Origin of the sequence: Demequina iriomotensis, from assembly GCF_000971395.1 — a bacterium.
GTDB classification, from domain to species: domain Bacteria; phylum Actinomycetota; class Actinomycetes; order Actinomycetales; family Demequinaceae; genus Demequina; species Demequina iriomotensis.
The window spans coordinates 174,191-188,979 of sequence record NZ_BBME01000011.1; the positions used below are offsets into that span (position 1 = coordinate 174,191).

Sequence of the window (14,789 nt, forward strand, 5' to 3'; positions counted from 1 at the left end):
CACGGATCCTCGCCCGCATGCCCGACCGCGTCCACGCGGGCGCCGCGACCTTCACGCGCGGGGAGCTGATCGCCATGACCACGAGCGCGAAGGTGCGCACCGCGATCGCCACGGGCGAGATCGTCGCGGTCCTGCCGGGCCGCTATGCCTCGGCGGCACATGCCGAATCGTGGCTGGCGCGCACCCACGCCGCGGTCGCAGCGACGCACGGCGTCATCACCGGCGCGGCGGCGCTGTTCCTCGCAGGTGCTGGCGGGCGGCCGCCCGCGCGTATCGACCTCGTGATCCCCGAGGCACGCCACGGACTCGATGTCGAGTGGCTCGGGTTCGTCCGTCGGCCGCACCCGCCGCCCGCGGTCCGCTGGCGAGAGCTCGACATCGCGATGCCGGCGCACGCGGCGATCGACCTGTGGTGCCGGGGCCGCGAACGCGACCGGGTCGGAGGTGTGCTGCGAGCGCTTCAACGCCGGGTCACCAGTCCGGCGGAGCTGCGGAGCGCGATGGAGGGCACGCCGAGGATTCGGGACCGGGCCGGCCTGATCGCGCTGGTCGAGGCGTTCGAGGCCGGGGCTCACAGCTTTCTCGAGCATGAGGGCTTGACCTCGACCTTCGCTGCTCGCGAGTTCGCGCGTTTCGTGCGTCAGCATCGGGTCGTCGTGCGCGGGAGGGTGGCGCACCTCGACATGTACGACCCGGATACCCGCACCGCGGTCGAGCTGGACGGGTCAGAGTTCCATGAGCCCGGCGAGCAGCGGGAACAGGACATCAGGCGCGACGCTGACCTCGCGACATTGGGAATCCAGACGGTGCGGTTGAGCTACAACGACGTGATGCGGCGGCCTGCGTGGTGTCGTGCCACTGTGCTGGCGGTGCTGGAGCGCCGCGCGGCGCACGATCCGTCCAGGTTGCCGGGTTCCTGAGGTCGCGGCCGACACGATTCCGCCAGGTTCGGGGTGGCCGGGGTGGAGAGGGGCCGGAGCCGGGGTGGAGAGGGGCCGGAGCCGGGGTGCGCAGGACGGCCGGGTGACCGGGTTCTCAGTCCACGTTGCGCGTGGGGCGCGTCGCGCGCGCCGACCACCGGATCGCGCGCGTCGCGATCCCTCCGCCGAGCGGTCCCAGGGTCCGCGTCGACCACCGGTCGCGGCCCAGCGCCGCCCGGGCCCACTCGGGCAGCAGGGCCACCGCGCCGGACGCGAGCATCCCGTACGGCAGGCGCAGCGCGCGCGACACGGGAGGCTCGCGCAGCAGGAACCGCGCCGCGTCGAGCGCCGCCGGCGTCGCCTCGAGCTCCCCGCGGTACGCCTCGAGCGCGGAGGCGAGCTCCGCGACCGTCGCCGGGAGCACGCCCGCGCCGAGCCGGCGACCCACCTCCGCGACTTGAGCGACGTACTCGTCGCGCTGCGCGGCCGTCAGCGGATGGAGCCCGTACCGGTCGTGCGCGGCGAGGAACGAGTCGGCCTCGGCGATGTGGACCCAGCGCAGCAGGTGCGGGTCCGACGCCCGGTACTCGCGCCCGTCGGGCAGGCGCCCGCGCACGCGCTCGTGGACCGCGCGGATCCGCGCGACCGTCTCCTCCGCGTCCGCGACGGTGCCGAACGTGGTGAACGCGAGGAATGTCGCGGTGCGCGTGAGCCGGCCCCACGGATCGGAGCGGTAGCCGGAGTGTCCGGCCACGCCGGCCATGGCGAGCGGATGCAGGGACTGGAGCAGGAGCGCGCGCACCCCGCCGACGTACATCGACGCGTCGCCATGCACGGCGCGGATCGCGGAGCCGGGCGGGAACCACCGCGGCCCGGGCGTCTCGTGGACCCGCGCGCGGATCGCGGGGCCGTCGTCGCCGCCCACCTTCGCGAACAGCGCGGCGCCCATCCGCGCGCGCACGCGCTCGACGGGACGGGTGGTGGGGGTCACGCTGTCAGTATCGCCCCGCGTTAGGATGGCGCGCCGGTCTCGCTCAGCTGTGAGCTGACCACGAGGGCGGCCGATGCGCGCCGCCGTCGCGGGATCACCACCCGTCCCCGGAACAGGAGAGTGCATGCGCAAGCCGACCACGGCCGACGTCGCGACGTTGTACGCGCGGACCCGTTCCCAGCGCGCCCGCGCGTGGGTCACGGTGTGGACCGTGGTGCTCCTGTTCTCCGGCCAGGGCTTCCGCTACCTCCTCGGGGTGCCGCTGTACTCGCTGCTATGCGTGCTCACCATCGCGGCCGTGACCGTGAGCTTCCGCCGCTTCGTGGGGCGCCTGCGGGTGCCGCCGCTGATCGGCACGTTCGTCGCGCTCGCGGCGCTCAGCATCCTGTGGTCGGCGACGCCGGCCGTCTCGGTGCTCGCCGTGGTGGTCCTCGCGGCGACCACGTTCATCGCGGTGCTCATCGCACGGGGCACGTCCCGCGGCCAGTTCATGGCCTTCTTCTACCGCGGCCTCCAGGCGAGCCTCGTCGGGGGCATGCTGTTCGAGCTGTTCGTCGCGCTGGTCGTGCGCCACGACCTCACGCCGCTCGCGACGGACCTGTCGAGCATCGCCAAGGTCGACGGCGGCGGCGAGCCCATCACGTGGTCGCGCGACAACCTCCTCGTCGGCGGACCCATCCAGGGCTTCGTCGGCAACCGCAACCCCTTCGCCGCGCTCGCGCTGTTCACGGCGATCGTCGCCGTGATCCTGCTGCTCGAGCGCCGCATCCGCGTGCTCGACGGCGTTCTCACGCTCGCGCTCGCGCTGGTGGTGCACCTCCTGACGGACTCCGCGACGGTCTCGGTCGCCGCCGTCTACCTCACGGGCCTTACCGTCGCGGCGCTCATGATCCGGCGCGCGCGACCGTCGAACAAACGGCGGTTGTCGTTCGCGGTGCTGTCGGTCACCGCGGTGGTCGCGGTGCTCACGCTCAAGTTCCGCGAGGAGATCTTCGCGCTCGTGGACCGCGGCCCCGACGCGACCCATCGCACCGCGATCTGGGACCAGGTGGTGCAGTTCGCCTGGGACCGTCCCGAGGGGTGGGGGTACGTCGGCTACTGGCCCATCTGGGAGGAGCCGTACTCGACCATCGTCGACAAGGCCGGCGTGGTCGCGGCGCACGCGCACAACGCCTTCCTCGACGCGTGGCTCCAGCTCGGGCTCATCGGCCTGGTCCTCCTCATCGTCATGGTGGTGCTGTCGTTCGGCAGCGCCTGGCGACTGGTCGAGCGCGCGAGCCGTGGCGACACCTACATCCCGCTCGGCTGGGCGCTGCTCACGGCCGCGCTCGCGCTGCAGGCGCTCACGGAGTCGCGCCTGCTGGTCGAGGGCGGCTGGTTCCTCCTCGTGGTGCTCTTCGTCTCGGGCCCGGGCGTCTTCACGCTGACCATCGTGGATCCCGCGCTCGTGCGCACCGGCGCGCCGTCCGACGACGTGGCGCAGGCGGAGGACCCCGTCACCGTCCTCACGCGCCCGCCGGTCTGACGGCGCCCGCGCCTCACTCGAGCGCCGCGCGCACCTCGCCGGCGTCGAACGCGCCGAGCGGCACCGTCGCGTGGCGCGCGTGGACGATGCGCCCGTCCGCGACCACGAACGTCCCCGACTGCTGCAGGCCGTGCCTCACGAACAGCCCGACGTCCGCATGGGCCGTCTCGGAGGCGACGATGCGCGACGCGAGCGCGGGATGACGCCGCGCCACCGCATCGGCCTCGGCCGCGCCGCCGGGCACGATCACCGTGACGGGGAGCCCCATGCGGGAGATCGCCCGCAGGTGCTGGTGGCATACCGGGCAGGTCGAGGTCCGCATGAAGTACAACACCGTCCGCGGGGACGATGCGGCGATCGCGTCGAGCGCGACGGCCTCGCCCGCGGGCGACACGAGGGAGAGGCGGGGGAGCGCGTCGCCGGGCGCGAGGGGCGCGGATAGGGTGGTCATCGGAACTCCGTTCGCTAGATGGGCAAGCAACCTGCGCAACAAGGCAGGCGGGTTGCCTATTCCGATGTCGCGGGAGGCGCGTTGACGTACGAGGCCGAGCTGGCCGCCTTCGCCGCTGCCGCGCACGACGACCTGGGTCGGCTGCTCGTGGAGGCCGCACGCGCCGTCACCGACGATGCGCTCGCACGGATCGATCCCGACGGCGCCTCGGGCGTGCGCGCGGCCCACGTGCCGGTGATCGCCGCGCTCGACGCGGGCGGGAGCCGTGTCGCGGATCTCGCCCCGCGCATCGGCCACACGCGCCAGGCGGTCGCCGCGCTCGTGCGCGACCTCGAGGCGGCCGGGATCGTCGCGGTGCGGCCCGACCCGGCCGACCGCCGTGCGTCCCTGGTCGCCCTCACCGAGGCGGGCGCCGCGTTCTGCGCCCGCGCGACGGAGGTGATGCGCGGGCGTGAGCTCGAGTGGCGCGAGGCGTGGGGGGACCAGCCCGTCGACGCGCTGCGCGCGGGCCTCGCCCGGCTCGCGGGAACCCCCCGACCCTAGACACGACGAGACACAGGAGCACCCATGCGCGCCACCCTCATCCATGCCGAGCGGGACATCCGCGTCGAGGACGTCCCGGATCCGGTGCTCAGCACCGGCCTCGACGCGATCGTGCGCGTGGTCGCCGCGTGCGTGTGCGGCTCCGACCTGTGGCCCTACCGCGGCGTCACCGCGGTCGCGGCGCCGCGACGCATCGGGCACGAGTTCGTCGGCGTGGTCGAGGAGGTGGGGGAGCGGGTCGCGCTCGTCAGGCCCGGCGACTTCGTGATCGCGCCGTTCTACCAGTGCGACAACACGTGCGTGAACTGCCGCAACGGCATGACGGTCCACTGCCTCGACGGCGGGTGGTGGGGGAGCGAGACCGCGACGCTGGGCTTCGCGGACGCCGGTCAGGGCGAGCGCGTGCGCGTGCCGCTCGCGGACGGGACGCTCGCCGTGGTGCCCGGCGGCATGCCGGACGATGCGCTGGTGCCGGGCCTGCTCACCCTCTCCGACGTCATGGGCACGGGTCATCATGCGGCGATCTCCGGCGGCGTCACCGCGGGGTCGACCGTGGCGGTGGTGGGCGACGGGGCGGTGGGCCTCTGCGCCGTGATCGCCGCGAAGCGGCTCGGCGCGGGGCGCATCGTCGCCATGTCGCGCCACGCGGCGCGGCAGGCCCTCGCGACACGCTTCGGCGCGACCGACATCGTGCCCGAGCGGGGCGACGAGGGCATCGCGCGACTCAAGGACATGTTCGACGGGATCGGTCCCGACGTGGTGCTCGAATGCGTCGGCACCAAGGAGTCGATGGACCAGGCGCTGCGCTCGGCCAGGCCGGGAGGGCAGGTCGGGTTCGTGGGCGTGCCCAACGGCGGCCCCGAGCTCCCCGTGCGCCGGATGTTCGACACGAACGTGGGCGTGCGCGGCGGCGTCGCGCCCGTGCGCGGCTACATCGACGAGCTCCTGCCTGAGGTGATGGACGGACGCATCGAGCCCGGGGCGGTCTTCGACCTCGAGCTGCCGCTCGAACGCGCCGGCGACGCGTACCGCGCGATGGACGAGCGGACCGCGACCAAGGTGCTGCTGCGCCCGTAGCGCCTCGAGGGCGGCGCCGTGGCCGCGCGGTAGGGTCGCGGGCACCGCCACCACGCCGAGGGAGTCTCATGGCAGCCGTCACGCGCCCGCGCCGCATCGTCCTGCTCGCCGCCGCGGCGGCCTTGCTCGCGGCGTGCGCGGGCCCCGCCGACACGGGCACGCTGCCGGGCGTCCCGAGCGCCACCGCGTCGCCCAGCGCGACGGTGACCGCCGCGCCGGCACCGGGGGAGAGCGCCGTCGCGAGCGCCTCCGCCGCGCCCTCGGCGAGCCCGACCGCGAGCCGCATCACCCAGGGCACCGCGTACAACGCGGCGCTCGCCCTCACGGTGAAGGGGCGCGCCGCGAAGACCGGCTACTCGCGCGAGGAGTTCGGCGCGGCGTGGGCGGACGTCGATCACAACGGGTGCGACACCAGGAACGACATGCTCCAGCTGCGGCTCACGGACACGGTCCTGGACGGCGCCTGCACCGTGCTGTCGGGCGACCTCGACGATCCGTACACGGGGACGCTCATCCGCTTCGAGCGCGGGGGAGCGAGCGAGGTCGACATCGACCACATGGTCGCGCTGTCGGATGCGTGGCAGAAAGGTGCCTCGAGGTGGCCCTATGCGAAACGCGTCGCGCTCGCCAACGACCCGCTCAATCTCGAGCCCGTGGACGCGGGGGCGAACCGGCAGAAGGGCGACGCGGACGCCGCCTCGTGGCTCCCGTCGCACAAGGCCTACCGCTGCGAGTACGTCGCGCGTCAGGTGGCGGTGAAGACCAAGTACGGGCTGTGGGTCACGCAGGCCGAGCTCGAGGCCATGCTCCTGGTGCTCGACACCTGCCCGGAGCAGGCCCTGCCGGAGCCCGGCGATCAGCCCGTCATCGCCACGGGCGTGGGCGACGGGCCGCAGCCCGCGGAGAGCGCCGAGCCGGCGCCGCGGAAGACTGAGGCGCCCGCCGCATCGTCCACCGATCCGCAGTTCCCCTACTGCAAGGACGCCATCGCGGCCGGCTACGGCCCGTACGTCCAGGGCGAGGATCCCGAGTACGCGTGGTACCGCGATGGCGACTCTGACGGCATCGTGTGCGAGCGGTGAGGCTCAGGCCTTCGCGTAGATGCCGGCGATGACGTCGGCGAAGTGCTCCTCGACCTGCTTGCGGCGCACCTTGAGCGAGGCGGACATCTCCTCGTAGTGCTCGGACAGCTCGCGGGGGAGCACGCGCCACTCGCGGATCGCCTCGGCGCGCGACACCAGGGCGTTCGCCTGGTCGATGATGTGCTGGAGGTGCTCGCGCACGGTCGCGTGCTCGGCGGCCTCCGCGGCGGTCATCGACGGCAGGCCCTTGGACTTGAGCCACCCGGGCAGCATCGTCTCGTCGATCGACAGCAGCGCGCCGATGAACGGCTTGCCGTCGCCCACCACCACGACCTCCTGGATGAGCGCGTAGGGGCGGATCGCGTCCTCGAGGCTCGCGGGCTGGACGTTCTTGCCGCCCGCGGTCACCAGGATCTCCTTCTTGCGACCGGTGATGCTGAGGTAGCCGTCGGCGTCGATCGAGCCCAGGTCGCCGGTGTGGTACCAGCCGTCGGTCACCACCTCGGCGGTGGCCTCGGGGTTGTTCCAGTAGCCGACGAAGAGGTTCGGGCCCTGCGCGAGGACCTCGCCGTCCTCGGCGATGCGCACGGTGCCGCCGGGGTACGGGAAGCCGACGGTGCCGACGCGGACGTCGGACGGCGGGTTGATGGTCATGGGGCCGGCGATCTCGGTGGTGCCGTAGCCCTCCATCACGGCGATGCCGAGGCCGCCGTAGAAGTGCGACACGCGCGGCACCAGACGGGCGCCGCCGCACACGATGTGGCGCAGGTTGCCGCCGAGCGCGTCGCGGACCTTGTTGAGCACCAGCGCGTCGGCGATCGCGAGCTGGGCACGCAGGACGATGCCGTGGCCGCCGCGGCCGCGGGCCTCGTCGACCTTGCGCGCGACGAACGCGCTCCAGCGGAAGAGCTTCTGCTTCACGCCGCCGCCGGTGCGCTCGTCGACCACGTTGTAGAAGGTCTCGAGCACGCGCGGCACCGCCATGAGCCACGTGGGCTTGAAGGTGCGCAGGTCGCTCGCGAGGGTCTTGTGCGTCGGCGCGAAGCCCAGCACCGCCTCGCATGCGAGCGCGAGCACCTCGACGTGGCGCGCGAGGACGTGCGCGAGGGGCAGGAACAGCAGGATGCGTGCGTCGTTGTGGGCGAGCGTGCCCAGGTCCGGGTGCGCGGCGCCGTTGAGCGCGTGCTCCACGAAGGCGCGGTGGTTGAGGGCGACGCCCTTGGGCCGGCCCGTGGTGCCTGACGTGTAGACGATGGTCGCGACGTCGTCCGCGCGCACGTCCGCGGTGGCGGCGGCGAGGGTGGCGTCGTCGACCGTCGCGCCGGCCTCGGCGAGCACGTCGAGCGCGGGCTCCTCGTCGCCGTCGATGACGAGCAGGCGGCGGGTGCCCTCGAGGTCGCGGGCGACCTGCGCCATGGCCTCGGTCTCCACGATGAGGAACGTCAGCCCCGCGTCGTCGCACATCCACTGGAGCTGGTGCGCCGACGAGCTCGGGTACACCGGGACCGTGATCGCGCCGGCCGCCTGGATGGCGAAGTCGAGGACCGTCCACTCGTAGCGCGTGTTGGCCTGGAGGCCCACCGTCTGCGCGGGCGCGACGCCCATCGCGATGAGGCCCTTGGCAGCGGCGGAGACGTCGGCCTGGAAGCGCGCGCGGGAGACCTTCACCCACGCGCCCGACTCGTCCTTGTACTCGGCGAACGTGCGCTCGGGGTCCGCCTCGACGCGGTCGCGCAGGAGCGAGGTGAACGTGTAGTCGTCGGCGGTGCGGATCATCAACGGCGTTGTCGACTCCGCGAGGGGGGACTGGCTCATAGGACGATCGTAGGCTACGGAAACGTAAGTTACGGCACCGTAGGTCCTATGTCGCGACGTGTCCTCGCGCCCCTCTCGACCGCGCACGGAGCGTGCGTCGGCGCACCCGCCGAGCCCCGCATCGTGCCGCCATCCGCGGCGTGTCGCGGCAGGTTCCGCGCCCGCCGGCGGAGTCATGGGCTTGCGTTCTCGTATGTCGCGATATATCGTGATCGAGCAACGATAGGAACGAACGAGAGGAGCGGCTCATGAGGAGCACGCACCAGCACCACTCGCCGCGCGGGATGCGCGGCTTCGGCCCGGAGTGGGCCGAGATGCCCGAGGCCCGCGGCGGGCGCGCCATGGGACGTCGCGGGGGGTTCGGCCACCCGGACGATGCGGAGGGCCCCGGCCCGCGCGGTCGCCGTCACGGCGGTCCCGGCCCGGGACCGGGCGGGCGCGGACGAGGCCGTCACGGCGGCCGTCCGCGCGGCGACATCCGCGCCGCGATCCTGCTGCTGCTCGCGGAGCAGCCGCGGCACGGCTACGACCTCATCCGCGCGATCGAGGAGCGCAGCGGGGGAGCCTGGGTGCCCAGCCCCGGCTCGATCTACCCGACGCTCCAGGCGCTCGAGGACGAAGGTCTCGTGACGATCGAGGTGGTCGAGGGTCGCAAGACCGCGGCGCTCACCGACGCCGGCACGGCCTGGACCGAGGAGCACGCCGCGGAGCTCGACGCGCTCTTCGAGGTCGACGAGCGGGAGAAGCGCGACATCGCGCTGCGCCGCGAGATGGGCGGCCTGCGCGACGCGGCGATCCACGTGACGCGTCACGGTGACGGCGAGCTCGCGGACAAGGCGGTGGCGATCCTCGCGGCCGCCCGCCGCGACCTCTACCGCCTGCTCGCCGACGACGCGGGCTGAGCCGACCCGGGCATCGTCCCCGTCACAGCGTCTCGAGGCGCGGCGCGATCCTCGCCTCGAGCCCGCTGCGCACCGCCGGCCACTCGCGGTCGAGGATCGAGAACACCACGGTGTCGCGCAGCGTGCCGTCGTGCCAGCGCTGATGCTGACGCAGCACGCCGTCCTGGTGCGCCCCGAGGCGGGCGATCGCCGCGCGCGACTGGTGGTTGTGCCAGTGGGTGCGCAGCTCGACGGCGACGCAGCCCAGATCGTCGAACGCCCGCGCGAGGAGGAGCAGCTTCATCGCCGGGTTCACTCCCGTGCCGTGAGCCTCGCGGCCCAGCCACGTGCTGCCGATCTCGAGCCGGCCGTTGACCGGGTCGAGGTTGAGGTACGTGGTCATGCCGACGGCGCGGCCCGCGGCGGTGTCCATCACCGCCCACGCGGCGATGCGGCCCTCGGCGTGGGCCGCGAGGCGCGCCTCGATCTCCTCGCCCATCTGCTCGGGCGAGGGGATGCGCGTGTACCACGTCCGCCACAGCTCGCCCGGGGCGACCGCGGCCGCGAGGTCGTCACGATGCGCGGGTGACAGCGGCTCGAGACGCACCAGCGGGTGCTCGAGCAGGGGAGCGTCGTGGAAGGCCATGGCTGGGAGCCTAGGGCCTGCCGCGCATCGTCACGTCGACGCAGAGGCCTTCTTCGCGGCGCGCTTCTCCGCCTTCTTCTTGGCCTTCTCGACGGCCTTGGCCTCCTCGTTCTCGCGGCGCGCCTCGGCGGCGGCCGCGGCGGCCGCGCCCACGATGCCGGCGCCGTTGAGCAGGTCCGCCGGGATGATCGGCGCCCGCAGGCGCAGCTTCGGCAGGAACATGTGGTGCGACTTCGACACGCCGCCGCCGACGATGATGAGGTCGGGCCACAGCAGCCGCTCGAGCTCCGAGTAGTACTTCTGGAGCTGCTCGATCCACTGGTCCCAGTCGTAGCCGTAGCGGTCGCGCGCGGACTCGGCCGCCCGGTCCTCCGCATCGTGCCCGTCGATCATGATGTGGCCCAGCTCGAGGTTCGGCACCAGCGTGCCGTCGACGATCATCGCGGTGCCGATGCCCGTGCCGAGCGTGGTCATGAGGATCGAGCCGCTGCGGCCGTGCGCGGCGCCGAACTTGTACTCGCCGTAGCCCGCGGCGTCCGCATCGTTGAGGACGTGGACATCGTGGCCCGCGTAGTCGCGGATGATCGCGCGCAGGTCGGTGCCGATCCACGAGTCGTCGACGTTGGCCGCGGTCTTGACGATGCCGTGCTGCACCACGCCGGGGAAGGCCACGCCGATCGGGACCTTCTTGGGCGGGTTGAACTTCGCGATCACCTTCGCCACGGTGCGCGCGATCGCGTCCGGGGTGGACGGCTGCGGGGTGGGGATCCGGTACCGGTCCTCCGTGAACTCGCCCGTCTTGAGGTCGACGGGTGCGGCCTTGATGCCGGTCCCGCCGATGTCCACTCCGATCGCGATGTTCTTGCTCATGGCAGCGTCAGAACCTCCGGTCCGGTCTCCGTGATGACGATGGTGTGCTCGAACTGCGCGACCCACGAGCCGTCGTCGGTGACCACGGTCCAGCCGTCGTCCCACTCGTGGCTCTCCTCGGAGCCCATGCACAGCATCGGCTCGACGGTGAATGTCATGCCCACCTCGATGACGTCGTCGTGGTGGGGCGCGGCGTCGTAGTGGGGGATGATCAGGCCGGTGTGGAACGCGGGTCCCACGCCGTGACCGGTGTAGCTGCGGACGGACTCGTAGCCGAACCGTGCGGCGTACTTCTCGATCACGCGGCCGACGATGTTGACCTGGCGGCCCGGCTGCGCGGCCTTGATGCCCCGCATCATGGCCTCGTGCGTAACCTCGACCAGCTTCTGCGCCTCCGCGGAGCCCTCGCCCGCGATGAACGATCCGCAGTTGTCGCCGTGGACGCCGTTCTTGAAGGCCGTGATGTCGACCTTGACGATGTCGCCCTCCTCGATGACGGTCGAGTCGGGGATGCCGTGGCAGATGACCTCGTTCACGGAGGTGCACAGCGCCTTGGGGAAGGGCGGGCGACCGGCGGCGCCGGGGTAGCCGAGCGTCGACGGGTAGGCGCCGTGGTCGAGGACGAACTCGTGGCCGATGCGGTCGAGCTCGTCGGTGGTGACGCCGGGGACGACGTGGCGGCCGACCTCGGCCAGCGCCTGCGCGGCGATCTTCGCGCTGATGCGGATCTTCTCGATGGTCTCGGCGGAGTGGACGTCGCCTCCGCGCCATTCCGCGGCGCGCTTCCTGCCGACGTACTCGGGACGGGCGATGGACTGGGGGACCTCACGCCACGGGGACACGGCGCCCTTGGTGACCTTCTCGCGTACAGGGCTCATGCCTGGCAGTCTATTCACGGAGGCGATGCGCATGTCCAACGGAGCGGACGACCCGGTTGAGTACTGGTTCAACACCACCACAGGCAAGGTCGAGAAGGGCCGGCAGAGCTCGTGGGAGCACCTCATGGGCCCCTATCCGACCGCCGAGGAGGCGGCCGGCGCCCTCGAGATCGCGAAGCATCGGAGCGAGTCCTGGGACGACGATGACGACCGCTGGGGTGGCCGCTCCTAGCCTCCCGGCACAGGCGCAGGACGATGCGCGGCGACGTCAGCTGTCGAAGGTGTGCTCGGCGGCGGGGAAGGAGACGTCCTTGACCTCGCCCACATAGGCGGCCGCCGCATCGGTCATCGCCTTGCCGACCGTGCCGAACTGCTTCGAGAAGCGCGGGTGCCAGTCGCCGACGCCGGCCATGTCGAGCCACACGAGCACCTGGCCGTCGGTGTCCGGGCCCGCGCCGATGCCGATGGTGGGGATGTCGAGCGCCTCCGTCACGGCCTTGGCGGCCGGCGCGATGACCATCTCGAGGACCACCGCGAAGGCGCCGGCCTCCTGCAGCGCCAGCGCATCGGCCACGAGCTCCTCGACGCCGTGCTCGCCGCGGCCCTGGATGCGGCGTCCGCCGAGCGCCGTCTCGGACTGCGGCGTGAAGCCCAGGTGGCCGCAGAACGGGATGCCCGCGTCGGTGACGGCCTTGACCTGGCGCGCGATCCGGCGCCCGCCCTCGAACTTGATCGCGTGCGCCCCGGAGAGCTTGACCATGCGGATCGAGGACTCGACGGCCTGCTCGGGGGAGACCTCGTAGGAGCCGAACGGTAGGTCGGCGACCACGAAGGCGTGGTCGGCACCGCGCACGACGGCGCGCGCGAACGGGATCATCTCGTCGAGCGTGAGGGGGACGGTCGAGTCCATGCCGAGCATGTTGTCGCCGAGCGAGTCGCCCACCAGCAGGATGTCCGCGCCGCCGACGTCGAACGCTCGCGCGGTGGGGAAGTCGTAGGCGGTGAGCATGGCGATCTTCTCGCCTCGCTGCTTCATCTCCTTGAAGTGGTGGATCCGGACCTTCTTGCGAGTCATGTGCCCACCTTCTCACGAGGCGAGACCCTGGTGGTCCTCGGGCGGGCGGCGCCGCGGGGGATGGTGTGCGCGCTGATCCGCTTGTTCAGCGTGAGCTGAATCGCGGGTCGGGACCACGATGCGGGTGGGCGTGCGCGCGGCGGCACAACGTGCGTGCTTCAGCGGAGAGTGAAGAACTCGGACGCGATGCGGACACCGACGGGCCGCGCGTCGACGGGGCGTGCGTCCGCGGATGCCCCATGGCGCGCAGGGGGCAAGCGAAAGCGACCGAGAACGCCCCATTTCGAGGGAGGGCGGGCGAGGGTCGCGGGCGAGGGAGGGCGGGCGAGGGGGCGGGGTGGCGAGGTGGGGCGGGGCGGCCGGGTGGCGGCTACGCCTCGAGCTCGCGCCAGCGGCTCGTGATCGGCAGGCGACGGTCGCGGCCGAAGGCGAGCGCCGTGACCTTGGGGCCCGGCGGGTACTGGCGGCGCTTCCACTCGGCCCGGTCGACGAGCGCGAGCACGCGGTCGACCACGGCGGGGTCGAAGCCGCGCGCGAGCAGCTCCTCGCGGCCCTCGGCGTGCTCGACGTAGGCGTCGAGGACCTCGTCGAGCACCTCGTACGGGGGAAGCGAGTCCTGGTCCGTCTGTCCGGGGCGCAGCTCGGCGCTCGGCGGCTTGGTGATCGAGCTCTCCGGGATGGGCTCCACCTGGCCGCGCGCGGCCGCATAGGCGTTGCGCCAGCGCGCGAGCTGCCACACGCGCGTCTTGTCGAGGTCCTTGAGCGGTGCGAACCCTCCGATCGAGCCCGCGTCGTAGATGGTGGCGTACCCGGTGGCGAGCTCGCTCTTGTTCCCCGGCGCGATCACCAGGTGGCCTTCGCGGTTGGACAGCCCCATGAGGATGACGCCGCGCAGCCGCGCCTGAAGGTTCTCCTCGGCCACACCGGTGAGCGCCAGCTGGTCCTGGAACGCGTCGACGAGCCGCCCGATGGGCTCGACCCGGTAGTCGGCACCCAGGCGCTTGGCCAGGTCCGCCGCATCGTCCTTCGAGTGCTCGGAGGAGAACTCGGACGGCATCGACACTCCCACGACGTTCTCGCCGCCGATCGCATCGGCCGCGATCGCCGCGGTGAGCGCCGAGTCGATGCCGCCGGACATGCCCAGCACCACGGAGCGGAAGCCGTTCTTCACCACGTAGTCGCGCAGGCCCGTGACGCAGGCCCAGTAGGTCTGCTCGTCGAGGTCCTCGCGGGGCGCGATGCCCGACGGCGCCGCGGGCTCGCCCGCCGCCGGCACGTCCCACAGGATCATCGCGTCGGTGAAGCCCGGCGCCGAGGCCACGACCTCGCCTGCGGCGGAGACGATGAACGAGTGGCCGTCGAACACCAGATCGTCCTGACCTCCCCACAGGTTGACGTACGCGACGGGTGCGCCCACCTCGCGCGCACGTCGCGCGGCGAGCTCGACGCGGGTGTGGCCCTTGCCCTCCTCGAAGGGCGAGCCGTTGAGCACCACCAGCAGGCGCAGATCGTTGCCGGCGAGCTGCGCGACCGTGCCGCCGTCCTGCCAGATGTCCTCGCAGATCGCCACGCCCACGGGGGAGCCGCCGGGGGCGACGATGCACGGGTCCTCTCCCGCGGCGAAGATGCGCCGCTCGTCGAAGACGCCGTAGTTGGGCAGGTGGTGCTTGTTGTAGCGCGCGGCGACCGCGCCGCCCGTGATGACGACGGCCTGGTTGAAGGGCCGGCCGGCGCGCGAGACGCCGAGCGTCCCGAGGATCACCGTGAGCCCGCCCAGCCCCTCGGAGACGAGCGCGGCGGCGATGTCCTCGACGGACCGTGCCGCCGCGCGCTGGAAGCTCTCCCGCAGCGCGAGGTCCTCGATCGGGTAGCCGGTGGTGGTCATCTCGGGGAACGCCACGACGTGCGCGCCGAGCGCGTGCGCGGCGCGGCAGCGGTCGAGCACAAGCGAAGCGTTACCAGCGATGTCGCCCACGCAGGTGTTGATCTGGGCGAGCGCGATGCGAAGGTCGGACATGGGTCAAGCGTAGGGTGC

15 protein-coding genes are annotated in these 14,789 nt (G+C 72.5%); 7 read left to right on the plus strand and 8 right to left on the minus strand.

What is annotated here, in order from left to right; genetic code table 11:
• Window positions 1-17: 17 nt before the first annotated feature.
• Entirely contained in the window at window positions 18-920 is a 903-nt protein-coding gene (locus AOM09_RS06040; RefSeq protein ID WP_062385631.1) for an endonuclease domain-containing protein, read from the plus strand.
• A 115-nt stretch (window positions 921-1,035) separates the two neighbouring features.
• On the opposite strand, the gene AOM09_RS06045 is transcribed toward AOM09_RS06040, so the two are convergent.
• Window positions 1,036-1,911 (minus strand): oxygenase MpaB family protein, encoded by an 876-nt coding sequence (locus AOM09_RS06045; protein WP_369346042.1) that lies wholly within the window; start codon window positions 1,909-1,911, stop codon window positions 1,036-1,038.
• Window positions 1,912-2,035: 124 nt separating this feature from the next.
• On the opposite strand from AOM09_RS06045, the gene AOM09_RS06050 reads away from it, so the two are divergent.
• Entirely contained in the window at window positions 2,036-3,436 is a 1,401-nt protein-coding gene (locus AOM09_RS06050) for an O-antigen ligase family protein (protein ID WP_062385633.1), read from the plus strand.
• A 13-nt stretch (window positions 3,437-3,449) separates the two neighbouring features.
• Here AOM09_RS06050 and AOM09_RS06055 read toward each other — a convergent pair whose 3' ends face one another.
• Window positions 3,450-3,887, minus strand: a complete 438-nt coding sequence (locus tag AOM09_RS06055) for a thioredoxin domain-containing protein (protein WP_062385635.1) — start codon at window positions 3,885-3,887, stop codon at window positions 3,450-3,452.
• Window positions 3,888-3,968: 81 nt separating this feature from the next.
• Here AOM09_RS06055 and AOM09_RS06060 point away from each other — a divergent pair, with 81 nt between their 5' ends.
• The 3 genes from AOM09_RS06060 to AOM09_RS06070 all read left to right on the plus strand — a co-directional run bounded on the left by AOM09_RS06060 (window position 3,969) and on the right by AOM09_RS06070 (window position 6,589).
• Window positions 3,969-4,430, plus strand: coding sequence for a MarR family winged helix-turn-helix transcriptional regulator (locus tag AOM09_RS06060; RefSeq protein WP_062385637.1), 462 nt, complete (start codon window positions 3,969-3,971; stop codon window positions 4,428-4,430).
• A 24-nt stretch (window positions 4,431-4,454) separates the two neighbouring features.
• Complete coding sequence (locus AOM09_RS06065; RefSeq protein ID WP_062385640.1) at window positions 4,455-5,507, plus strand: zinc-dependent alcohol dehydrogenase family protein; 1,053 nt, start codon at window positions 4,455-4,457, stop codon at window positions 5,505-5,507.
• A gap of 68 nt (window positions 5,508-5,575) precedes the next feature.
• Window positions 5,576-6,589 carry a GmrSD restriction endonuclease domain-containing protein gene (locus AOM09_RS06070; protein WP_082098890.1) on the plus strand — a complete coding sequence of 338 codons (1,014 nt, stop codon included), beginning with the start codon at window positions 5,576-5,578 and terminating at the stop codon, window positions 6,587-6,589.
• Between the two features lie 3 nt (window positions 6,590-6,592).
• On the opposite strand, the gene AOM09_RS06075 is transcribed toward AOM09_RS06070, so the two are convergent.
• The gene (locus AOM09_RS06075; protein ID WP_082098891.1) at window positions 6,593-8,404 is read right to left on the minus strand and encodes an AMP-dependent synthetase/ligase; all 1,812 of its coding nucleotides are present in this window, start codon (window positions 8,402-8,404) and stop codon (window positions 6,593-6,595) included.
• A 248-nt stretch (window positions 8,405-8,652) separates the two neighbouring features.
• Here AOM09_RS06075 and AOM09_RS06080 point away from each other — a divergent pair, with 248 nt between their 5' ends.
• Window positions 8,653-9,306 (plus strand): PadR family transcriptional regulator, encoded by a 654-nt coding sequence (locus AOM09_RS06080; protein ID WP_062385644.1) that lies wholly within the window; start codon window positions 8,653-8,655, stop codon window positions 9,304-9,306.
• Window positions 9,307-9,328: 22 nt separating this feature from the next.
• On the opposite strand, the gene AOM09_RS06085 is transcribed toward AOM09_RS06080, so the two are convergent.
• From AOM09_RS06085 to map, 3 genes are read right to left on the minus strand one after another with little or no spacing between them, the layout of a single operon-like run.
• Window positions 9,329-9,931, minus strand: a complete 603-nt coding sequence (locus AOM09_RS06085) for a GNAT family N-acetyltransferase (protein WP_062385646.1) — start codon at window positions 9,929-9,931, stop codon at window positions 9,329-9,331.
• A 30-nt stretch (window positions 9,932-9,961) separates the two neighbouring features.
• Entirely contained in the window at window positions 9,962-10,801 is an 840-nt protein-coding gene (gene ppgK, locus AOM09_RS06090; protein WP_062385648.1) for a polyphosphate--glucose phosphotransferase, read from the minus strand.
• Window positions 10,798-11,679, minus strand: a complete 882-nt coding sequence (gene map, locus AOM09_RS06095) for a type I methionyl aminopeptidase (RefSeq protein ID WP_062385649.1) — start codon at window positions 11,677-11,679, stop codon at window positions 10,798-10,800. The genes ppgK and map overlap by 4 nt, the downstream gene beginning before the upstream one ends.
• 31 nt (window positions 11,680-11,710) lie before the next feature.
• On the opposite strand from map, the gene AOM09_RS06100 reads away from it, so the two are divergent.
• Window positions 11,711-11,911 (plus strand): hypothetical protein, encoded by a 201-nt coding sequence (locus tag AOM09_RS06100; protein WP_062385960.1) that lies wholly within the window; start codon window positions 11,711-11,713, stop codon window positions 11,909-11,911.
• 36 nt (window positions 11,912-11,947) lie between these two features.
• On the opposite strand, the gene panB is transcribed toward AOM09_RS06100, so the two are convergent.
• Both panB and AOM09_RS06110 read right to left on the minus strand, forming a co-directional pair.
• Complete coding sequence (gene panB, locus AOM09_RS06105) at window positions 11,948-12,754, minus strand: 3-methyl-2-oxobutanoate hydroxymethyltransferase (protein ID WP_062385651.1); 807 nt, start codon at window positions 12,752-12,754, stop codon at window positions 11,948-11,950.
• Window positions 12,755-13,124: 370 nt separating this feature from the next.
• Window positions 13,125-14,771 (minus strand): NAD+ synthase, encoded by a 1,647-nt coding sequence (locus AOM09_RS06110; RefSeq protein WP_062385652.1) that lies wholly within the window; start codon window positions 14,769-14,771, stop codon window positions 13,125-13,127.
• Between the last annotated feature and the right edge of the window lie 18 nt (window positions 14,772-14,789).